Source organism: Chitinophaga rupis, from assembly GCF_900109685.1.
Lineage (GTDB): Bacteria > Bacteroidota > Bacteroidia > Chitinophagales > Chitinophagaceae > Chitinophaga > Chitinophaga rupis.
The window spans coordinates 642,446-663,399 of the sequence record NZ_FOBB01000003.1 but is presented as its reverse complement, the minus strand read 5'-3'; the positions used below and the strand labels follow the sequence as shown (position 1 = coordinate 663,399).

19 protein-coding genes are annotated in these 20,954 nt (G+C 46.9%); 7 read left to right on the top strand and 12 right to left on the bottom strand.

Translation table 11 applies throughout. The annotated features are described in order from the left end of the window. Window positions 1-213: 213 nt before the first annotated feature. Window positions 214-1,152, top strand: coding sequence for an NAD-dependent epimerase/dehydratase family protein (locus BMZ54_RS15765; protein WP_089913476.1), 939 nt, complete (start codon window positions 214-216; stop codon window positions 1,150-1,152). Window positions 1,153-1,160: 8 nt separating this feature from the next. Here the strand turns inward: BMZ54_RS15765 and BMZ54_RS15760 are convergent, their stop codons facing one another. Continuing rightward, a complete protein-coding gene (locus tag BMZ54_RS15760) occupies window positions 1,161-1,679 on the bottom strand; it encodes a serine hydrolase (RefSeq protein ID WP_089913473.1) in 519 nt (172 codons plus the stop codon). Between the two features lie 55 nt (window positions 1,680-1,734). On the opposite strand from BMZ54_RS15760, the gene BMZ54_RS15755 reads away from it, so the two are divergent. Further along, window positions 1,735-2,550: a glycerophosphodiester phosphodiesterase gene (locus BMZ54_RS15755; RefSeq protein ID WP_162277557.1), complete on the top strand. Its 816-nt coding sequence runs from the start codon at window positions 1,735-1,737 to the stop codon at window positions 2,548-2,550. Window positions 2,551-2,676: 126 nt separating this feature from the next. Here BMZ54_RS15755 and BMZ54_RS15750 read toward each other — a convergent pair whose 3' ends face one another. From BMZ54_RS15750 to BMZ54_RS15710, 9 genes are all read right to left on the bottom strand, one after another. Next, window positions 2,677-3,924 (bottom strand): sulfate adenylyltransferase subunit 1, encoded by a 1,248-nt coding sequence (locus tag BMZ54_RS15750; protein WP_089913466.1) that lies wholly within the window; start codon window positions 3,922-3,924, stop codon window positions 2,677-2,679. Between the two features lie 116 nt (window positions 3,925-4,040). After that, window positions 4,041-4,949, bottom strand: a complete 909-nt coding sequence (gene cysD, locus BMZ54_RS15745) for a sulfate adenylyltransferase subunit CysD (protein WP_089913463.1) — start codon at window positions 4,947-4,949, stop codon at window positions 4,041-4,043. Between the two features lie 261 nt (window positions 4,950-5,210). Further along, window positions 5,211-5,894: a phosphoadenylyl-sulfate reductase gene (locus BMZ54_RS15740; RefSeq protein ID WP_089913460.1), complete on the bottom strand. Its 684-nt coding sequence runs from the start codon at window positions 5,892-5,894 to the stop codon at window positions 5,211-5,213. Between the two features lie 597 nt (window positions 5,895-6,491). After that, on the bottom strand, window positions 6,492-6,908 hold the full coding sequence (locus BMZ54_RS15735) for an RrF2 family transcriptional regulator (RefSeq protein ID WP_089913457.1): 417 nt from the start codon (window positions 6,906-6,908) through the stop codon (window positions 6,492-6,494). Window positions 6,909-6,976: 68 nt separating this feature from the next. After that, complete coding sequence (gene dapB / locus BMZ54_RS15730; RefSeq protein WP_089913454.1) at window positions 6,977-7,693, bottom strand: 4-hydroxy-tetrahydrodipicolinate reductase; 717 nt, start codon at window positions 7,691-7,693, stop codon at window positions 6,977-6,979. A gap of 20 nt (window positions 7,694-7,713) precedes the next feature. After that, on the bottom strand, window positions 7,714-8,400 hold the full coding sequence (locus BMZ54_RS15725; RefSeq protein ID WP_089913451.1) for a DUF5683 domain-containing protein: 687 nt from the start codon (window positions 8,398-8,400) through the stop codon (window positions 7,714-7,716). Beyond that, window positions 8,387-9,307, bottom strand: a complete 921-nt coding sequence (locus tag BMZ54_RS15720; RefSeq protein ID WP_089913447.1) for a ParB/RepB/Spo0J family partition protein — start codon at window positions 9,305-9,307, stop codon at window positions 8,387-8,389. Before BMZ54_RS15720 ends, BMZ54_RS15725 begins: the two co-directional genes overlap by 14 nt. Then, window positions 9,291-10,112 (bottom strand): ParA family protein, encoded by an 822-nt coding sequence (locus BMZ54_RS15715; RefSeq protein WP_089913444.1) that lies wholly within the window; start codon window positions 10,110-10,112, stop codon window positions 9,291-9,293. Before BMZ54_RS15715 ends, BMZ54_RS15720 begins: the two co-directional genes overlap by 17 nt. Before the next feature lie 105 nt (window positions 10,113-10,217). Continuing rightward, window positions 10,218-10,910 carry a metal-dependent hydrolase gene (locus BMZ54_RS15710; RefSeq protein WP_089913440.1) on the bottom strand — a complete coding sequence of 231 codons (693 nt, stop codon included), beginning with the start codon at window positions 10,908-10,910 and terminating at the stop codon, window positions 10,218-10,220. Between the two features lie 270 nt (window positions 10,911-11,180). Between BMZ54_RS15710 and BMZ54_RS15705 the strand changes: the two genes are divergently transcribed. From BMZ54_RS15705 to porQ, 5 genes are all read left to right on the top strand, one after another. Then, complete coding sequence (locus tag BMZ54_RS15705) at window positions 11,181-12,446, top strand: metallophosphoesterase (RefSeq protein ID WP_089913437.1); 1,266 nt, start codon at window positions 11,181-11,183, stop codon at window positions 12,444-12,446. A gap of 110 nt (window positions 12,447-12,556) precedes the next feature. Next, entirely contained in the window at window positions 12,557-13,480 is a 924-nt protein-coding gene (locus BMZ54_RS15700) for a hypothetical protein (RefSeq protein WP_089913433.1), read from the top strand. A gap of 177 nt (window positions 13,481-13,657) precedes the next feature. Then, the gene (locus BMZ54_RS15695; RefSeq protein ID WP_089913430.1) at window positions 13,658-14,281 is read left to right on the top strand and encodes a porin family protein; all 624 of its coding nucleotides are present in this window, start codon (window positions 13,658-13,660) and stop codon (window positions 14,279-14,281) included. Between the two features lie 248 nt (window positions 14,282-14,529). Then, a complete protein-coding gene (gene lon / locus BMZ54_RS15690; protein WP_089913428.1) occupies window positions 14,530-16,932 on the top strand; it encodes an endopeptidase La in 2,403 nt (800 codons plus the stop codon). 248 nt (window positions 16,933-17,180) lie between these two features. Then, a complete protein-coding gene (gene porQ, locus BMZ54_RS15685; RefSeq protein WP_089913425.1) occupies window positions 17,181-18,239 on the top strand; it encodes a type IX secretion system protein PorQ in 1,059 nt (352 codons plus the stop codon). A gap of 162 nt (window positions 18,240-18,401) precedes the next feature. Here porQ and BMZ54_RS15680 read toward each other — a convergent pair whose 3' ends face one another. Further along, the gene (locus BMZ54_RS15680) at window positions 18,402-19,133 is read right to left on the bottom strand and encodes a pyridoxine 5'-phosphate synthase (RefSeq protein ID WP_089913422.1); all 732 of its coding nucleotides are present in this window, start codon (window positions 19,131-19,133) and stop codon (window positions 18,402-18,404) included. A 124-nt stretch (window positions 19,134-19,257) separates the two neighbouring features. Next, window positions 19,258-20,586, bottom strand: coding sequence for an adenosylhomocysteinase (gene ahcY / locus BMZ54_RS15675; RefSeq protein ID WP_089913418.1), 1,329 nt, complete (start codon window positions 20,584-20,586; stop codon window positions 19,258-19,260). Window positions 20,587-20,954: the final 368 nt, after the last annotated feature.

Genomic DNA, 20,954 nt, shown 5'->3' with positions numbered 1-20,954 from the left:
TGAGGACGTAAAGGTACGGAATCCGCTAAATGTTTAAATTGTCATAATATTGTAACCGGCTAATCATCACCACCGGTTATGCTAATGATGTAAAGAGAAGATTGTTGAATCATTGTCATGTACCCATGTGCAATGTTCTTAATATTCAATGAAGCCATTAATATTACGGATCAAATGTGTGCACCTCAAAGGCGCGGTACTTAAACACTTGAAATGAAAAAGGATAAAATACTGGTAATAGGCGCCTGCGGGCAAATAGGCGTGGAGCTTACCCTGACATTACGTAAAATATACGGGGATACCAACGTTGTAGCATCTGACCTGCGCGAGGAGCATGAGCTGCTGAAAGGCTCCGGCCCTTACGTATCGCTGGATGTTATGAACAAGGAAATGCTGCACGTGCTGGTTATCCGCCATAACATTACCCAGATCTACCTGCTGGCAGCCATCCTTTCTGCCACCGGTGAAAAAAATCCTTTGCTGGCCTGGCATATCAACATGCAAAGCCTGTTAAACGTGCTGGATATTGCCAAGGAAGAAGGCCTGGATAAAGTGTACTGGCCCAGCTCTATTGCGGTATTTGGTCCTAACTCCCCTAAAGAAACCACCCCACAGCATACGGTTATAGAACCTACTACCATTTACGGCATCAGCAAATTTGCCGGTGAGCGCTGGTGCGAATACTACAACCACCGTTATGGCGTGGATGTAAGAAGCCTGCGCTACCCGGGGCTGATCAGCTATAAATCTGCACCTGGCGGCGGTACTACGGATTATGCCATTGAGATCTTCCATGAAGCGCAGGAAGAGAAAAAATATACCTGCTTCCTTTCTGAAGATACTTACCTGCCCATGATGTATATGCCGGATGCCATCCGTGCTACCATTGAGCTGATGGAAGCAGAGCAGCCTAAAATATCAGTACGCTCCTCCTATAACCTGGGCGCTATGAGCTTTTCGCCCAAAGAGATAGCCGCAGAGATCAAAAAGCATATCCCTGACTTCACTATTAGCTACCAATCTGATTACCGGCAGCAGATCGCAGACGGCTGGCCTAAGAGCATTAATGATGAACTGGCCCGCAAAGACTGGGGCTGGAAGCCGGATTATGACCTGCCTAAAATGGTAACGGATATGTTGAAGAACCTGTAAGCCCGATCTTATAAATATCCCTGGTGTGCATTTCCAGGCCCGGTAAACCGCTGCCATTGCAGTGCCCATCCTTCATTTAGGCCAGTTATAGGTTTGGATGCCTTTACCCCTCCCGGGCTTTCCAGGTCTTCATGCCAAAGGCCGGAAGCCTGGTTCATGACTTCCCGGATAGTAACCCGTTGTTTTCTTTTATCTTTATCCTGTAAAAGCGATGGGAAAAAACAGGACAGGGGTTCGTCTACCGATTGAATGTAATCCTTGTTGATAGCAATACCAACCAATAAAGACATTACATCTTTGGTGAGTGATTGACTGTTGAAAAGGTCATTTGCATTTTTACCATTACAATATTTTTCATATTTAACGTTATTATGCTGGGCAACAAGCAGTGCATAAATAGCTGGATTCCTGGTCAGTGATGCGGCAGTATCCAGGGCAGATTGCTGAGCCTGAGCACTACAACCAAAATCAACAAAAATAAACTTGTAATTACCCTTCCCATTGTATAATATTAATAAAACTTTCATTTTGATGAATATGCCATTCTTGCTAATTTATCATTTGAAATCTGCTAAACCTTTTATGAGAAAAAAAACGGGGGACCTTTTTCTGCTGCTAAGCTTTTGTTTGCTAGCCCATACCGCCTTTGGCCAGCAAGGCCCCAGCAAGGGATTTGGCCGCTATTTCCTGATCGCGCACCGGGGCGGGGTAGTGGATACCTCCAATGCAGAGAACAGCATGGCCGCCCTGCAGGATGCTATTGAACGCGGTTACTGGATGGTGGAGATGGACCTGCGCCTTACCAAAGACAGTGTAATGATCATTAACCACGATAATAACTTTAAACGTTATTACGGGGTGGATAAGCCTGTAAGCGCTATGTCATGGGAAGAGATCAGTGAGCTGCGTACGCCCAGGGGCAGCCAGGTACTGCGCCTGGAAGATGCGCTGGCAGCGGCCAGCGGCCATATACAGGTAATGCTGGATAATAAGATCACCAGTAGTGATACCCTGTTATTAGGTCAGATAGTGAACCTGTTACAGCAGTATGGGCTGGATAAGCAGGCCCTGATGATCGGGGCCGATGAATCAACCGACTACTTTACCGGTAAGGTAAAGCTTAGCTGCACCCGCCAGCAGCTGGAAATAAATATTCAGAAACCCGGCTATAACCCGGATTACTACTACCTTTTCGGGGATGTGAACACCATGTCGGAAGATGATGTGAAGTGGGCGCAGGCCCAGAATATTATGGTGGTAGGCGTAATTAACTGGGCTAAATATAAGGGCAGAACAAGGGCTGCCTATGCAGCGGCCGCCCGCGATATAGCCCGGCTGAAGAACTGGGGTGTGCTTTACTTTCAGCTGGATTCGGAGTTTGATAAGTACTTCAGGTAGGTAATTAATAATTAAGAATGGATAATTAATAATAAAGAGGGCGATACTTCAATTTGAGTATCGCCCTCTTTATTATGCTGGTGCAGGAAATGTGTTTTTATGAAGTACTATTCCTGCGATTATTAATTACTCAACGAATCCCACTGCTACGGTTGCATTGCTATACTCATCTACCAGTATAAAGGCGCCATTGGCGGGGTTTATATGGTAAGGGTCTGCAAAAATAGGATGGGCGGTTTTAAGGGAGATCTTTCCAATATCGTTCAGGCCCAGCTCTTTTTTATCTTCAATAGTACGGTTGGTGGTAACTTCTATTACGTGTTGTATACCCTGTACTTTGGCTTTTACGCGGTTAATGCCATGCTGCAGCAGGTAGGTTTTGCCGGGCACCAGCTTGGTTTGGTCCATCCAGCAAATATGCGCGCTGATCTCTTTCAGCGCAGCCGGCTCCTGGCCGGGTTTTGCCAGCATGTTACCACGGCTGGTATCTATCTCGTTTTCCAGGGTTATCACTACACTTTCGCGGGCATTGGCTGTATCTAACTGCGTTTCAAACTGCTGTATAGTTTTAATACGGCTGGTTTGCATGGAGGGCAGGGATATTATCTCATCGCCCACATTAAAATGGCCGCTGGCCACTTTACCGGCAAAGCCACGGAAGTCATGGTAGGCATCGGTTTTAGGCCGTATTACATACTGTACCGGGAAACGGGCCGGGTGATTGCTATCGCCATGGTCAAAGGTGATCTGTTCCAGGTATTCCAGTAACGCTTCTCCCTTATACCAGCTTATTTTTTCAGAGCGGGTAGCCAGGTTTTCCCCGTAAATGGAGGAGATGGGAATGAACCGTACTACCTGGTCTTTAAAGGCGGCATTGTCCAGCAGCAGCTGAAAATCCGTAACAATTTCGTTAAAACGGTTCTGGTCATAATCTACCAGGTCCATTTTATTGATGCATACTACCAGGTGCGGAATGCGCAGCAGGTTGGCTATAAAAAAGTGACGGTAAGTTTGCTCCACAATGCCTTTACGGGCATCTATCAGTATCAGGGATACCTGCGCGTTGGATGCGCCGGTAACCATGTTACGCGTATATTCCACGTGGCCAGGCGTATCGGCAATAATGTATTTACGGGTAGGGGTAGAGAAATAGATATGCGCCACATCAATGGTAATACCCTGTTCCCGCTCAGCCACCAACCCGTCTGTTAACAGGGAAAGGTCGGTAAAGTCAAGCCCCTTGCGTTTGCTGGCTGCATGCAGGGCTTCCAGCTTATCCTGGGGAATAGAGTTGGTATCGTATAATAAACGGCCTATCAGGGTACTTTTACCATCATCCACACTACCGGAAGTGGTTATACGTAATACTTCCATAATTTATTTAGCTTTTGGCTTTTAGCATTCAGCTGTTAGCCTTAGGTTTATTATTGTAAAATAAGTTATATCATACGAAGGGTAGCTAAAAGCCAACAGCTAATAGCTAACAGCTCCTAAAAATACCCTGCCTGTTTCCGCTTTTCCATGGCGGCTTCAGAGCGCTTATCGTCCATACGTGCGCCTCTTTCAGATATTTTGGCTTCCAGTATTTCAGAGATAATATCTTCCAGCTTATCGGCTTCAGAGATCACAGCTGCGGTACAGGTCATATCGCCTACGGTACGGAAACGTACTTTCTGTTTAAAGGGTACTTCTTCTTCCGTGGTGTTCAGGAAAGGGGAGTACGGCCAGTACATGCCATCCCGTTCTATGATCTCTCTTTCATGAGAGAAGTAGATGGAGGGAATGTCCAGCTTTTCGCGGCGGATGTAGTTCCATACGTCCAGCTCTGTCCAGTTGGAGATGGGGAACACTCTCACGCCTTCGCCTATATGAATTTTACCATTCAGCATATCAAACAGCTCGGGGCGCTGCATTTTGGCGTTCCACTGCCCAAACTCGTCGCGTACAGAAAAGATCCTTTCCTTGGCGCGGGCTTTCTCCTCATCACGGCGGGCGCCGCCAATACAGGCATCGTACTTCATTTCCTCGATCGCATCCAGCAGGGTAACGGTTTGTAAGGCATTACGGCTGGCATATTTACCGGTTTCTTCCTGCACCTTACCCTGGTTAATGCTATCCTGCACGTTACGCACCACCAGGTCTACCCCCAGGGAAGCTACCAGCTGATCGCGGAACTCAATAGTTTCCGGGAAGTTATGGCCGGTATCAATATGCAGCAGGGGAAAAGGTATTTTACCGGGGTAAAATGCCTTTTGCGCCAGGCGCACAATGGTAATGGAATCTTTACCGCCTGAAAACAGGATCGCCGGCCTTTCAAACTGGGCGGCGGTTTCACGGAGAATATAGATCGCTTCATCTTCCAATGCCTGCGGAAACTCCCAATTTATTTGATTACTCATAACTACGTTTATAATTAATAATGAATAATTAAGAATTAATAATCGTGGATGTCTTACTTCGGTGTAATGCAGCCTTCTTAATTATCATCAATTATTTACTTTAACAATTAAATGAATATTACGCTTCAAGTTACTACGGCGGCACAATTATTCATTCATTTTTATTGACTATTTACCTACAAATTAACAATGAACAACTAAGTACTTCCGTCTCACGTTATCCTACCCTCTGATTATTAATTATTCATTCTTAATTATTAATTACCCGTGGAGGCCGCACTCTTTCTTGGATTGCTCCCACCACCAGCGGCCCGCGCGGGGATGCTCTCCCGGCTCAATGGCGCGGGTACAGGGGGCGCAGCCAATGCTTATAAAGCCCTGGTTATGCAGCTTATTAAAAGGTACATTGTTCTTATCCAGGTAGGCCAGCATTTCCTCATAGGTCCAGTTCACCAGGGGGTTAAATTTGTATAACCCGCGGGCTTCGTCCCATTCCAGGGCTTCCAGCGCCTGCCGGTTCTCGGATTGCTCTGCCCGCAGGCCGGTGATCCATACTTTTACGCCCTGTAATGCGCGGTTCAGGGGTACTACCTTGCGAATGAAACAACATTCCTTGCGGTTCTCCACTGAATCATAAAAGCTGTTAAAGCCTTTTTCCGCTACCAGTTTTTCCACGGCGGCGGTTTCAGGAAAATAAGTTTCAAAGGGCTGTTTGTAGCGGGCACGGGTAAGGTCCATCAGCTCATAGGTTTCCTGGAACAGGCGGCCGGTGTCCAGCGTAAACACCCGTACGGGTAATTTATTGCGCCAGATCATATCCGCCAGCACCTGGTCTTCCTGTCCAAAAGAGGTGGAAAAAGCCACAGCACCCGGGAACTGTTCAGTAAGATATTGAATGGCAGCTGTTTCAGACAGTCCTGCCAATGCGGTTTTAATGTCTGTCATGTACTTCCTTAGCTAGAACAAAAATACATAAATCCTATAAAAACTATAGGATATAGGGGTAAAAATACTTAAGAATTTATGCACGGCTGACAAAACGGGAGAGGGGAAAGGAAACAGGCAGTAAAATCAGGTGTGCTAAGAAAGCAACAGGTTAACTTTATCTGATCTATTAGGCTTTAAGAAGATGGCTGTTCACAGTCATTAGGCCGGGAGGTGGGGAAAGAGTATAAGTTTTTATGAAGATGGTTGTGATGGCCCATTAAGGCAATCCCTGGCGTGCGCATTGGTCTGGTGAACAATCCCGAATAACCAACTAATCATTCCGGTCCAATGGCGATAACCCCAACCGATGACACATTGGAGCGCAGCGTCCGGTAAGACCAGGCGGTGCTATAAGGCCAGCAGCAATCTGTTGCAGGCACAGTACTTTATGCGCCAGCCTGAGCCGCTGTTAACAAATGCGATCATTCACCAGGCAAAGTCTTGCAAAGCAACAGCCAGGGGAATAGCAGGTTATAACAAATAGGAAATTTTAGGGAGAGTAGGGGTTGCTGTAAAGGCCAATAAAAAGCAGCTACCAAACTTTGGTAGCTGCGGCTAATTACGTGTAAGAATGTCTTTCAATGTTTTGTTTTCCAGCAATTTAAGCGTTGCATCCCTCACCTTCGACATTACCTCGTTCAACCCGCAAACGGCTTCGTTCTTACAGGTTTCACAGCGCTCATAATAATTCAGGCTTACGCAGGGCAGCAGGGCTATAGGCCCGTCCAGCAAGCGTATAATGCGGGCCAGCGGTATTTCCTTGGGCGCGCGCATCAGGTAATATCCGCCACCTTTTCCCTTCTTACTCCCCAAAATTCCGGCGTTCTTTAACTCCAGCAGTATATTTTCCAGGAACTTAATGGAAATGTTCTTTTCCTGGGCAATCTCCGAAATCAGAATGGGGCCCTTATCTGCATTTTCTGCCAGGTGTATCAAGGCATGAAAGGCATATTGTGTTTTTTTTGAAAGCATATAAAACGATTTGCATCTCCTCACCCAGATGTGCGAATTGCTGGCAAATATATTTAAAAGTTTGAAGTTTACAGGCTAAGCACGTCCTTCATGGTAAAGATGCCCTTTTTGCCATTCAGCCATTCAGCCGCTATTACAGCGCCGGCGGCAAACCCTTCGCGGGAGTGGGCCGTATGGGTAATGGTGATATCGTCAATAGCAGAGGTGTAGGTAATACTATGGGTACCTGGGGCGGGGTCTTCCCGTTTACTGATGATGGACAGCTCCTGCGGCTGGCTGCTTTCCTGGTTCACCCAGCCGGCCTTGCGGTCCAGCTTATCCAGGATATGCTCTGCCAGCGTAATAGCTGTGCCGCTGGGCGCATCCTTCTTCTGGGTATGGTGAATCTCCTCCATCTTCACATCATACTGGGGCTGGGTAGACATCAGCTCTGCCAGGCGTTTGTTGATCTCGAAAAAAATATTCACCCCAATGCTGAAGTTACTGGCATACAGGAAGCCCTGGTGTTTTTCCAGGCAGCGGGCCTTTACATCCGGCAGCTTTTCCAGCCAGCCTGTAGTGCCGCATACCACCGGTACATTGGCTTCAAAGCATTTGAGTATATTGGAATAGGCGGTTTCCGGGGTGGTAAATTCAATAGCTACATCGGCCTGCTGCAGGTGTTCCTTATCCAGCAGGTGTTTATTGTTCAGGTCTATACGATGGATCACTGTATGTCCTTTCGCTGTTGCAATGGCTTCTATAGCCTTTCCCATTTTACCGTATCCGATAAGTGCTATTTTCATAAATTGATCTGATTACTTAACTATTTTCCGAAAGCCCATCCGCCTTTATTCTTTCCCTTTACCTTACCCAGGTTTATTTGCAGGCTTAAACCCAGGGAGCGGTTATCCAGCATTTTGGGAACAACCCGCATACTCAGGTCGTCATTCATATTCCAGTCGCGCAGGTGTGCAAACACCGTAGCATCAATAATATTCAGGCCATAGGCCAGTATAAATACCAGTACGGAATAATCCACATACTGCCGGTAGGCATCGCGCAGGAACTTCAGCGAATTTGCATCCCTGTAGATAGCCGCATACTTGTCAACCGTATTGGCATTACCATCCATACGAATGCGGTAAGCATCGCGGTAGTCTTTATAGTAGTTAAAGTTGCCGATAAAAAAACCGGCGGAAATGCCCATAGCGGCATATACCAAAGGTATTTTCCAGTACTCGCGGTTATAGGCCTGACCCAAACCCGGCACCACGGCAGAGTAGAAGGCAGCCTTACGCGGACTGTGGGGATTCTTAAACAAGCCGGATACAATAACGGAATCCTTTTTAGCAGCAGGTTTGTGTGTAGTATCCGTGCCAGGCTTTAGTGTGTTGGGAGTAATGGTATCCTGCGCGTATAACGGCCTGCAGGTGCAGCCAGCTATAAGCAGGAGGAGGAGGAAACGGCATAGTAGGTAGTGAAATGTATGCCCGGCCTTATTTTTTGCCACCGTATAAATCTATTTTTTCCAGTATGCTATCCAGCTCTTCGTCTGAGTAAAATTCAATTGTAACACTGCCTTTACCCGACTTTGATCTATCCAGCGATACTTTAGTTGCAAAATGAGAGGCTAAGTTATCTTCTATTTTCTGATATGCCGGAGGAAGGGAATTTTTTATTGGTTTTTTAACAGTTCCTTTTTCAACATGGTTCACCTTTCTTACCAGTTCTTCTGCCTGGCGTACGGAAAGACCGTTCTTAACCACCTCGTTAAAAATGAACAGCTGTTTTTCTACATTCTCCACACCGATCAGCGCGCGGGCATGGCCCATGCTGATCTGCCCATTGCGCACTGCTACCTGTATATCAGGGGGCAGCTTCAGTAAACGGATATAGTTGGTAACGGTGCTTCTTTCTTTGCCCATCCGGTCGGCCACCTGCTCCTGTGTAAAGGTGCATTCCTCCATCAGGCGTTTGTAGCTCAGGCCAATTTCTATCGCATTCAGGTTTTCCCTTTGCAGGTTTTCCAGCAGGGCCAGCTCCAGCAATTCCTGGTCATTGGCCTGCCGTACATACGCGGGAATATCCTTTATGCCGGCCATTTTGCTGGCGCGTAAACGCCTTTCACCGGCTATCAGCTGGTACTTTTTACCAACTTTGGCTACGGTAATGGGCTGTATAATATCATGCAGCTTAATGGAATGGCTCAACTCCTGTAACGCCTGCTCATCAAAGTCACGCCGCGGCTGCTTTGGATTCACCTCGATCTGATCCAGCGGAATACGTTCAATACCGGTAGCGGCAGCCACCACTTTATCTCCCAGGGCACTGGAAGTTTGTTTCAGATCAGTATCAATGTTTTGCAGCAGCGAGCGGATGCCTTTTCCCAACGCCTCTTTCTTACTCGGATTGGTCATCGTTTATAGCTAGTATTTTATCTTCTAAGTTAATTTTTGTAAAGTTATTCTTCTGTAATATTTCTTTGGCCAGGTTCAGGTAGTTAATGGCGCCGGTGCTGGCCGCATCATACATGATCACGGATTTACCGAAGCTGGGCGCTTCACCCAGTTTGGTATTACGGTGAATGATCGTGTTGAACACGCTTTCTTCAAAGTGTTGTTTTACCTCATCCACCACCTGGTTGCTCAGACGCAAACGGCCATCGTACATGGTCATCAGAATGCCTTCTATTTCCAGGGATGTATTCAGCCTGCTTTGAACGATCTTAATGGTATTCAGCAGCTTACCCAAACCTTCCAGCGCAAAGAACTCGCACTGTACGGGTATGATCACGGAATCGGAAGCCACTAGGGCATTCACAGTGATCAGGCCCAGGGAAGGAGAGCAGTCTACAATCACAAAATCATAATCCTGCTTCACGGAATCTATCACCTGTTTCATCACCTGCTCACGGTTGGGGTGGTTGATCAGCTCCAGCTCCGCACCTACCAGGTCAATATGGGCGGGCAGCACTTTCAGGTTCGGGGTATCTGATTCCAGTATCACGTCTTTGGCCTGCACATCATTCACCATGCAATCATACAGGCTTTGCTGTATGTTACGCAGGTCAAAACCCAAGCCGGTGGTGCTGTTCGCCTGCGGGTCTGCGTCTACCAGCAAGGTTTTGAATTCCAGCACGGCCAGGCTGCTGGCCAGGTTTATTGCGCTGGTGGTTTTACCTACGCCCCCTTTTTGATTGGCGATTGCGATTGTTCTTGCCATTTGTTAAATTGAATATTCTTAGGTTATTTATAGGATAATAGGATAATAAAATAGTGTGCAGTCTTTAGTTGGCAGTTTGCAGTCATGAGACCGTACTGCCGACTGCTAACTGCCAACTGCTAACTCTATACTAGAATTAATAGCAGGCAATAACAGCTCCAGTCCGGCATCCGCAAAAGCCTGTTTGGCTTTGTCCGTGTCTATCTTAATAAACCCAAAAGTATCGTAATGAACTCCTATAATACGCTTACATTCTATAAACTCAGCGGCAATAATGGCGTCCTCTACACCCATGGTAAAATTATCGCCAATAGGCAGCACTGCAAAATCTAATTTAGCAAAGCGGGGCACCAGCTCCATATCAAAGGTGAGGGCCGTATCGCCACTATAGTAAAAATTACCTGCCGGGGTCGTGAAAATGAACCCTAAGGGATTACCGCCATAGGACCCGTCCGGCAAACCGCTGGAGTGGTGGGCCACTACGCATTTTACCGTGCCAAAGTCAAACTGCCACTTGCCCCCCGTGTTCATGGGATGAGTTTTTTCAATACCCTGCTTGCCGGCCCAGGTAGCCAGCTCATAGCTGCCTACTACGGTAGCATTTGTACGGCGGGCCAGGTTCACCAGGTCGGCCACATGGTCGTCATGCCCATGGGAAACAAAGATGTAATCTGCACCTATCTGGTTCACATCCACCGCTTTAGCCAGCTCGTTATAGGTAATGAAGGGGTCAAAAAGGATCTTTTTGCCCTGGATCTCTACCGAAAAACAAGAATGGCCGTAATAAGTAAATTGCATTGGCTAACTGCTTTATAATGAATGGTTCATTATTGATACAACATCCCGAATGTGACAAAAATACAACGATTAGGCTAATATATGCGGTGCCCACTTATTTATTTATTCACAAAAATTAGTGGAGTTTGATGTTAATAGGATGGAAATGAAGCTTTTGCGGGTAGGGATGTGTTTTCTCCATAATTGTAGCAACATTTTTGATGGGGTCATACAATATGACGGATCGTCAATCGTCTTCATCAATTTGACACATCTAACTTTGCTAATATCATGCGCTCAGGAGTTAATTCGCTTGTTCTTATATTATTGATCATTTGCCTGGATATTTACGTTTTTATGGGTATACGGGCCATTATGAACGGGGCCGCTCCCCGCACCCGTGGCATTGTGTACGGCATTTACTGGCTGATATCCATTGCCTGTATCCTTACCATTGTATTGCTGCCTTACCTGCATTGGCACGACTGGAAGCCTATTGTACGCTCTTATGTGATGGCAGTGCTCATAGGGCTGGTAATGGCCAAGCTGCTGGTAACCCTGTTCCTGCTGGTAGATGATATACGCCGGGGCATTATGTGGCTCATACAACGGTTTGGTAACCGGCCAGCGCCCACAGCGGGCGAGGTGCCTGCCGGCATTTCCCGATCGCAGTTCCTTACCAAAATGGGCCTGTTAATGGGCGGCAGCTTGTTTGCCACCCTTACTTACGGCTTCTCCAATAAGTACAACTATCGCGTACACAAGATGAAGCTGGCCTTTAAGAACCTGCCGCAGGCATTTAAGGGGCTGCGCATTGTGCAGATCTCTGACGTGCACTCCGGCAGCCTTAATAATAAGGAGGCGGTGCTGAAAGGAATAGAACTGATCAAGGCCCAGCAGGCCGACCTGATCCTGTTTACCGGCGACCTGGTAAATGACCGTGCCACGGAAATGGATGGTTACATGGATGTGTTTAACCAGCTAAAAGCCCCTATGGGCGTATTTTCTACCCTGGGTAACCATGACTATGGCGACTATTACCCCTGGCCTGACCGCGACGAAACCGGTTACAGCCACCAGCGCGCCCAGAACCTGGACCGCCTGAAACAGATCCATGGCGAATTAGGCTGGCGCCTGCTGATGAACGAGCACGTAGTGCTGGAACGCGACGGGGAGCAGATAGCATTGATAGGCATTGAGAACTGGAGCGCCATGAGCCGTTTTCCCAAGTACGGCGATCTGAAAAAGGCATATGAAGGCAGCTCCCACATTCCCTTTAAAATATTATTGTCACACGACCCCACCCATTGGGATGCCCAGGTGCGCCCGGAATACCCGGATATAGATCTGATGCTGGCCGGCCATACCCATGGTATGCAGTTTGGCGTGGAAATACCCGGTGTGCGCTGGAGCCCTGCCCAGTACTTTTATAAGGAATGGGCCGGCTTGTATAAGGAAGGCGCCCAGCGCCTGTATGTGAACCGTGGTTACGGCTTTTTAGGTTATCCCGGCCGCGTAGGCATATTGCCGGAAATTACGGTGATAGAGCTGGTGTAGGTTGGTCGATGGGCCATAGTCCATGGCCTTTTTTTCCCGAAATCTCCTATCTTGCAGCCATGTGGAAACACCGGTGCATTTTACTCTTATCCCTATTATGCTGCAGCCGGATGGTTGTGGGACAATCACTGGCGGAGCTGGAACGGCAGCTGGATTCCCTGTTGCAAAAACAGGCGACGAACGATGTGCTGTTAAGTATCGGCTACGGTAATAACCCGGCTTATGGCAGCAAAACCACCAACTTTGAGCGGCCTATTGTAATGAAGACCTTTTTCTCGCCCTCTGTTGCCTACTATCATAAATCCGGTTTTTTTGGATCGCTGAGCGGTTACTATCTTACAAATTCAGAAAAGAATCCCTGGTTTGAATGGGACTTGTCTGCCGGTTACGACTACACGAAAAGCCGGAAGTTCCTGACCGGTATTTCCTATACCCGTTACTTTTTTTCAGACTCCAGCGATGTACCGCTTACACCCATAAAAAATGAATTGTTTGCCTATTTCTATTACCGTGGCTGGTGGCTGCAACCCGGTATTAGCCTGGATTTTGGCTGGGGAAAGGAAACAGGCACCACTACCTCTTACCGGCAAATAGGCCGTTTGCCCATCCGTATACGGAATGAGGTGACCACTACAGAATCCGGCAGGGATTTTAATATGATCCTGGCCGTACGCCATCCGTTTATTTTTATGGATGTATTAAAGTATGATGATGTATTGCTGGTTACGCCATCCCTTGGGTTAACCTTGGGCACTGCGCATTATTATAGCAATATGAAGGCCTTCCAGTACATATCCCGCTCCGCAAAGATCAAACAGGATATTAAAAGAAGTAAAAAGAACGTGAATGGCCAGCCCATGGAATCCACTGACCATACCGGCTTTGAGCCCCGCGCGCTGGATCTGACCCTGAATTGCTCTTACATCATTGGCCGCTTTACCCTGGCGCCGGCTTATACCGTGTTTAAACCTCTGCAGGGAGAAGATACCAGCATAATGAGTTACTTCACCGCTAAAGTTAGTTTTGAATTTTAACAGATTACCGGTTTTTTTATTGTGTTGAGCACAGTTTATGAATGTTTAAGAAACATAGCATAGATTTTGCTACTACAAAAAAATAACAATGCTATGTAGGGGAAAAGGAAACAGATTCCGTCTATTAAGCAGAAGTCATATCAATAGAAAAACACCATCAAATCAAAACAACTGCACATGAAAAAACTGATTCTTGCGGTGGCAGTACTTGTCGTAACTGCTTTTACATTTTCTACCGCCCATGCTCAGGACAGACTATTACGCTTTGGGTTTAAAGGAGGTGCAAACCTTGGTAAGCTGGATGGTACTGGTTACAATGACGGATTTAAGCTGGGTTATCACCTGGGCGGTTTTGCGCAGGTAAACCTAGTAAAAGGTTTTGGTGTACAGGGTGAATTGATCTTCTCTTCCACCAAAACAAAAACAACGGATAATTTCAGTGAGATCTACAATACAGATAACCTGAACGATCCGTCCAACGACAACAAAAAGATCAGCTTAAATTATTTAAGCATTCCCATCCTGGCTAACTTCAATTTAGGTACTCCCCGTTTGAAGCTGCAGGTAGGTCCCCAGTTCAGCGCATTGCTGGGTGGCAAGAATGCCCTGGAAGGAACCAAAGATGCCTTTAAAGGCAGCGACGTAGCAGGTGTAGCCGGCTTATGGATACAGCTGCCTATTGTGAACATCAGCGCCCGTTACATCATTGGTTTTACCGACGTGAAAAATGCAGGCGATGTAGCCAACACCAGCAACTGGAAAAATCAGTCTATTCAGCTGGGTGTAGGCGTAACGTTGTAATTACGAATTACGTACTTCATATTTAAAAGGTCTGCATTTAAAATGCAGGCCTTTTGGTTTTATATATCATTTACTCAGTAATTAACACTCCATCCGCTGCATTCCAATTCGTAATTTGTAATTGACCAATTCGTACTTAATTTATGTGGCATTATCCTTGACCCATATAGTATAATACTAAAAATAGAGGGTAACAGCGCCTTTGGGCTGACAAATTGTCTACCTTCACATGGAATTAAACTATTGCGATGAATAGATTTTATTTAGCGAATCCGGAAGAGGAGATGGAGTTTATGCCTATTATCCCTTTGAACGAGGATGTTGATGGTCAGGAAGATGATAAAATACCCGATGAACTTTCCATATTACCATTAAGAAATACAGTGCTGTTTCCCGGTGTGGTATTGCCCATTACCGTGGGTAGGGACAAATCCATAAAGGCAGTGAATGATGCGTACCGGACTGACAAATTGATTGGTGTGGTAGCGCAAAAAGACAGTACGGTAGAAGATCCTATTATTGCCGATCTGGCCAGCGTAGGTACTGTAGCCCGCATTGTAAAGCTCATTAAAATGCCGGACGGTGGCACCACCATCATTATACAGGGGCGCAAGCGTTTTAAGATAGATGCCATTACAACGGAAGATCCGTATTTCAAAGCCAACATTACCATATTAAATGATGAAGTAGGGGAGGATGATGCAGAGTTTGACGCCTACATTTCATCCATTAAGGACCTGGCCGGGCAGATCATTCAGCTATCGCCCAACTTACCGTCTGAAGCCAGCGTAATCCTGAAGAATATTGAAAATGCCGCCTTCCTGGTGCATTTTGTTTCCTCTAACCTGAACAGTGAATTAAAAGATAAACAGGAGCTGCTGGAGATCAACAACCTGCGCACCCGGGCAGAAACCCTGCTGAAACTGTTGCAGGTAGAGCTGCAGCTGGCAGAGCTGAAAAATAAGATCACCAACAAAACCAAGGCCGACCTGGATAAGCAGCAGCGGGAATACTTCCTGCAACAGCAGCTGAAATCCATTAAAGAGGAATTGGGCGGAGATACTAATGACCGTGAGATCCGGGAAATGCAGCGTAAAGCAGAACAGAAAAAGTGGACAGAAGCCGCCGCAGACCTGTTCCGTAAAGGAGTGGAAAAGCTGGAGCGCATGCATCCCAGCACCCCGGATTACAGCGTGGTGTACAACCACCTGGACCTTATGCTGGACCTTCCCTGGCAGGAGTACACCCTGGATAGCTACGACCTGAAGAAAGCGCAGAAAGTACTGGATAACGACCATTACGGTATGGATAAGATCAAGGAGCGCATCCTTGAATACCTGGCCGTACTGAAGCTAAAGGGGGATATGAAATCGCCCATCCTGTGTTTTGTAGGTCCTCCGGGTATTGGTAAAACATCTTTAGGCCGTTCCATTGCCAATGCCATTGGCCGTAAATATGTACGTTTAAGCTTAGGTGGTTTACATGATGAAAGCGAGATCCGTGGCCACCGCAAAACCTATATTGGCGCTATGCCCGGCCGCATTCTGCAATCCATCCGCAAAACAAGATCCTCCAACCCAGTAATGATCCTGGATGAGATAGATAAGATAGGCAACGATTTCCGTGGCGATCCCAGCTCCGCTTTACTGGAAGTGCTGGACCCTGAGCAGAACAGCACTTTTTACGACAATTACCTGGAGCTGGAATATGACCTGAGCAAAGTATTGTTCATTGCTACCGCCAATAATATTGCGGCTATAAATCCCGCCCTACGTGACCGTTTGGAGATCATTGACCTGAGCGGGTATTCAATAGAGGAAAAGGTGGAAATAGCCAAACGCCATCTGGTACCCAAACAGCGGGAAATGCATGGCCTAAAGGATGTGAAGATCAAATTCCCCGGCCAGGTGCTTACCAAAATGGTACAGGAATATACCCGGGAAAGCGGGGTACGTGAGCTGGATCGTTTACTGGCATCTGTAATGCGCTCCCTGGCTAAGAATGTAGCGCTGGATGAAAAGCTGCCCGATACGCTTACCGAAGAAATGCTGGCTAAGATCCTGGGCAAATCCCGCTACTCCAACGAGCTGTATAAGGTAGGGAACCCGCCCGGTGTGGCTGTAGGCCTGGCCTGGACCTATGTAGGCGGCGATATACTGTTTATAGAAACCAGCCTTAGTGAAGGTAAGGGCGAATTAAAGCTGACGGGTAATTTAGGGAATGTGATGAAGGAATCTGCATCCACTGCGCTGAGCTATCTGCAGGCCAATGCTTCAGATTATAAGATAGACCCAAAAGTATTTGCTCATAAAAATGTGCATGTGCACGTACCGGAAGGCGCTGTGCCTAAAGACGGGCCCAGTGCAGGCGTAACCATGCTAACCGCATTATCTTCTGCCTACACCGGCCGTAAGGTAAAACCTTACCTGGCTATGACGGGTGAAATAACCCTGCGCGGACAGGTATTACCGGTAGGTGGCATCAAGGAAAAAATACTGGCTGCCAAACGCGCCGGTATTAAGGAAATATTGCTTTGCTGGCAGAATGAAAAAGATATTAAAGACATTAACCCGGACTATATCAAAGGCCTGAAGTTCCATTTTGTAAAAGAAATGACGCAGGTGCTGGATATAGCGCTGCTGAAGAAGTAATTACGAATTGTTCAATTATGAATTAAGTACTTCATAACTAAAAAGCCTGCATTTAAACGCAGGCTTTTTTAATTACGAATTGCCAATTACGAATTACGAATTGAGTACATCATAAACTAAAAGGCCTGTATTTAAACGCAGGTCTTTTGGTTTATAGAGTATTTTGTTTCACCCCCACCAATCATCCGCTGCATTTTAATTCGTAATTCGTAATTGACAATTCGTAATTATTCCTAATTTGTGTCTTAATGTTACGCCGCGCTTCTTTCCTCATTCTCAGTATCCTATGTATCTCTTCCCTGGGTTTTGCGCAGGTGCTGGGGGGTAAAAGCGTTTTCCCTTTCCTGGATCTGCCAGCTGCTCCACAGCTTACCGCCCTGGGTAGCATGAATGTAAGCCAGCAGAATAATGATCTTTCCCTTACGCTGGTAAATCCCGCATTGCTGCGGCCTTCCATGCACAGTCATTTACAGGTGAACTATACCAGCTATTTTGCAGATGTGAATTATGGCCATGCCATGCTGGGGTATTATGCGGAAAAGCTGCAAACCACTTTTGCCGGCAGCGTGCAATATGTACATTATGGTACGCTTACGCAAACAGATGCCGCGGGCAATGTGCAGGGCACTTTTAAACCGCGGGATATTGCATGGCAGCTATCAGCCAGCCGCCAGTATCTGGAGCGCTGGCATTATGGCATCAATTTAAAGTATATCCATTCCCGTTATCAGCAATATGGTTCCAGCGGTTTGGCGGCAGATGTGGGTATTACTTACCAGGACACCGCCCGGCAGCTGCAAATAGGGCTGGTAGCCCGCAATATGGGCGCTCAGCTAAGCAGCTATGTGAATGATAATAAAGAACCCTTACCCTTTGATCTGCAGATAGGTATTTCCAAACGCCTGCAGCATTTACCGTTACAGCTCTCCGCTACCCTGCATCACTTATACCAGTTTGATATCCGTTATGCGGATCCTGCGCTGGAAGATGAAGGGCTGGTTTCAAACGGGGATACGACCGGTACCGGCAGCAAAACATTTGATAAGCTGTTCCGCCATGTAGTGCTGGCCGCCCAATGGGAGATCGGGCGGTATGTAGAGCTGACCGTATCTTACAACCATTTACGCCGGCAGGAGCTGGCTGTATCCGGGCAGCAGGGCCTGGGCGGGTTTGGCGCAGGCATCGGTATTGTTACCAAAAAGATCCAGCTGCGGTATGCCCGCTCCTGGTACCAGCGCGCAGCCGCCTTTAACCAGTTAGGTATTAACTTCCCTTTACCGCAGTGGGGAATATTGGGTAAGAATTAGGAATTGTCAATTACGAATTACGAATTGGAATGCAGCGGATAATTGGTGAGGATGTGAATTAAGAAATGTGAACATAAGTCAAAAGGCCTGCGTTTAAATGCAGGCCTTTTAGTTTATGATGTACTCAATTCGTAATTCGTAATTGACAATTCGTAATTAATCCTAATCCATCAGCTGCCTCTTATACAGCTGTATGGTATTTTCCAGCCCCAGGTACAGCGCATCACACACCAGGGCATGCCCGATAGACACTTCTTTTAACTGGGGAATATGCAGCTTAAAAAAGCGCAGGTTATCCAGGTTCAGGTCATGGCCGGCATTTAGCTCCAGGCCAAGGGCTACTGCTTCCCGGGCGGTATGCTTATAATCGTTGAACAGCTGCAGATTTTGCGGCTGGGTATAAGCATTTGCATATTCTTCCGCATAAGGGCCGGTGTACAGCTCAATACGGTCGGCGCCGGCGCTTTTGGCGCCTGCTACTTTATCAACCTGTGCATTCAGGAAAATAGATACGCGGATGCCGGCTTTTTTTAACTGGCCTATTACGTCTTTCAGGAAAGCCTGGTGTTTATCCGTATCCCAGCCGGTGTTGGAGGTAATGGCATCCGGCGGGTCGGGTACCAGCGTGCATTGGTGTGGTTTTACAGCCAGCACCAGCTCCATAAATTCCCGGGATGGGTAGCCTTCTATATTAAACTCGGTGGTAACCAGTGGTTTCAGGTCCCATACATCCTGGTAGCGGATGTGCCGCTGGTCGGGGCGGGGGTGTACGGTTATACCTTCTGCACCAAAACGCTCACAGTCCTGGGCTACTTTTAATAGATCGGGCATATTGCCGCCGCGCGCATTACGCAGGGTGGCAAACTTGTTAATGTTAACGCTTAATTTGGTCATGGCGCAAAGGTAAATAACAATGGATAATTAAACAGCTATAAAGCAGAATAGTGAAGGCTGCGTTCCAAACGGAACATGACCTTCACTATTGCTGTTAAATTATTCCCTTTTCCTTATAAAAAACTTAGTACCTGTAGTAATCAGGTTTGTAAGGACCTGCTGCAGGAATACCCAGGTATTCAGACTGGGCACTGGTCAGTACATCCAGCTCCACACCCACTTTTTTCAGGTGCAGGCGGGCAACTTTCTCATCCAGGTGTTTGGGCAGCACGTATACTTTATTTTCGTACTGATCATTGTTCAGCCACAATTCCAGCTGGGCCAGTACCTGGTTGGTAAAGGAGTTGCTCATTACAAAAGAAGGGTGGCCAGTAGCGCAACCCAGGTTCACCAGGCGGCCTTCTGCCAGCAGGATGATGTCTTTACCATCAATGGTATATTTATCTACCTGCGGTTTGATCTCAACTTTGGTTTTACCGTAGTTCTTGTTCAGCCAGGCAACATCTATCTCAATATCAAAGTGGCCGATATTGGAAACGATGCATTTGTCTTTCATGGCTTTAAAGTGCTCACCGGTGATAATATCGCGGCAACCGGTAGTGGTTACAATAATATCAGCTTCTTTAACGGCATCAGCCATTTTCTTTACTTCATAACCTTCCATAGCAGCCTGCAGGGCGCAGATGGGGTCAATTTCAGTAACGATCACACGGGCGCCGGCGCCTCTCAGGGATTCGGCAGAACCTTTGCCTACATCGCCAAAACCAGCAACTACCGCTACTTTACCGGCAATCATAACATCGGTAGCACGGCGGATAGCATCCACACAGGATTCGCGGCAACCGTATTTGTTATCAAATTTGGATTTGGTAACAGAATCGTTGATGTTGATAGCAGGTAAGGGCAGGGTACCGTTCTTCATACGGTCGTATAAGCGGTGAACACCGGTAGTGGTTTCTTCGCTTAATCCTTTAATATGCTGTATCAGTTCAGTGTAAGTGTCCAGCACCATGTTGGTCAGGTCACCACCGTCGTCCAGGATCATGTTCAAAGGACGGTCGGCGCTGCCAAAGAACAGGGTTTGTTCTATACACCAGTCAAATTCTTCAGCGTTCATACCTTTCCAGGCAAAAACCGGGATACCGGCAGCGGCAATAGCAGCAGCGGCATGGTCCTGTGTGGAAAAGATGTTGCAGGAGCTCCAGCGAACTTCTGCACCCAGGTGTACCAGGGTTTCAATGAGCACGGCCGTTTGTATGGTCATGTGCAGGCAGCCTGCTATGCGGGCGCCTTTCAGGGGCTTGGAAGCGCCATATTCTTCTCTCAAAGACATAAGGCCGGGCATTTCGGCTTCTGCCAGCTCAATTTCCTTCCGACCCCATTCGGCCAAAGACATATCTTTTACCTTATACTGAAGGCTAAAGTCAATGTTGGATTTAGCGATTGTTGACATGCTTTTACGATTTTGGGCAAATCTACCGTTAATTTATTTTATAGCGTAATGCTCAGTAGAAAAATCCATAATACTGTCTGTCAATAGTAATTTGTTCCATTTACCCCAGGTTTTCCACATTTTACCCGTAAAAAATTCTAGCACAAATAAAGTCTGGGGCTGCATTCCGGGCTGTACGGTTATCCCCATGGTTGTTAACACAGTGTGGAAAAATTAAATTTAATTGTTTTGATATATTTATTTTATATAAATTTGATATGAATTTAATATGACAGAAGCCCTATCTATCGGCACATCCAACCTACGACTGTAAGCTAAGATGTTGATATATAAGGCTTGTACGCCAATAATGGCGGGACAAGGGCCAA

Coding starts and splice junctions, on each gene's coding strand:
- BMZ54_RS15760 (WP_089913473.1), bottom strand. CDS start 1,679: ATGAAAGTTTTATTAATATTATACAATGGGAAGGGTAATTACAAGTTT.
- BMZ54_RS15740 (WP_089913460.1), bottom strand. CDS start 5,894: ATGACAGACATTAAAACCGCATTGGCAGGACTGTCTGAAACAGCTGCC.
- cysD (WP_089913463.1), bottom strand. CDS start 4,949: ATGAGTAATCAAATAAATTGGGAGTTTCCGCAGGCATTGGAAGATGAA.
- BMZ54_RS15755 (WP_162277557.1), top strand. CDS start 1,735: ATGAGAAAAAAAACGGGGGACCTTTTTCTGCTGCTAAGCTTTTGTTTG.
- BMZ54_RS15695 (WP_089913430.1), top strand. CDS start 13,658: ATGAAAAAACTGATTCTTGCGGTGGCAGTACTTGTCGTAACTGCTTTT.
- dapB (WP_089913454.1), bottom strand. CDS start 7,693: ATGAAAATAGCACTTATCGGATACGGTAAAATGGGAAAGGCTATAGAA.
- porQ (WP_089913425.1), top strand. CDS start 17,181: ATGTTACGCCGCGCTTCTTTCCTCATTCTCAGTATCCTATGTATCTCT.
- ahcY (WP_089913418.1), bottom strand. CDS start 20,586: ATGTCAACAATCGCTAAATCCAACATTGACTTTAGCCTTCAGTATAAG.
- lon (WP_089913428.1), top strand. CDS start 14,530: ATGAATAGATTTTATTTAGCGAATCCGGAAGAGGAGATGGAGTTTATG.
- BMZ54_RS15680 (WP_089913422.1), bottom strand. CDS start 19,133: ATGACCAAATTAAGCGTTAACATTAACAAGTTTGCCACCCTGCGTAAT.
- BMZ54_RS15700 (WP_089913433.1), top strand. CDS start 12,557: ATGGTTGTGGGACAATCACTGGCGGAGCTGGAACGGCAGCTGGATTCC.
- BMZ54_RS15715 (WP_089913444.1), bottom strand. CDS start 10,112: ATGGCAAGAACAATCGCAATCGCCAATCAAAAAGGGGGCGTAGGTAAA.
- BMZ54_RS15720 (WP_089913447.1), bottom strand. CDS start 9,307: ATGACCAATCCGAGTAAGAAAGAGGCGTTGGGAAAAGGCATCCGCTCG.
- BMZ54_RS15710 (WP_089913440.1), bottom strand. CDS start 10,910: ATGCAATTTACTTATTACGGCCATTCTTGTTTTTCGGTAGAGATCCAG.
- BMZ54_RS15705 (WP_089913437.1), top strand. CDS start 11,181: ATGCGCTCAGGAGTTAATTCGCTTGTTCTTATATTATTGATCATTTGC.
- BMZ54_RS15765 (WP_089913476.1), top strand. CDS start 214: ATGAAAAAGGATAAAATACTGGTAATAGGCGCCTGCGGGCAAATAGGC.
- BMZ54_RS15735 (WP_089913457.1), bottom strand. CDS start 6,908: ATGCTTTCAAAAAAAACACAATATGCCTTTCATGCCTTGATACACCTG.
- BMZ54_RS15750 (WP_089913466.1), bottom strand. CDS start 3,924: ATGGAAGTATTACGTATAACCACTTCCGGTAGTGTGGATGATGGTAAA.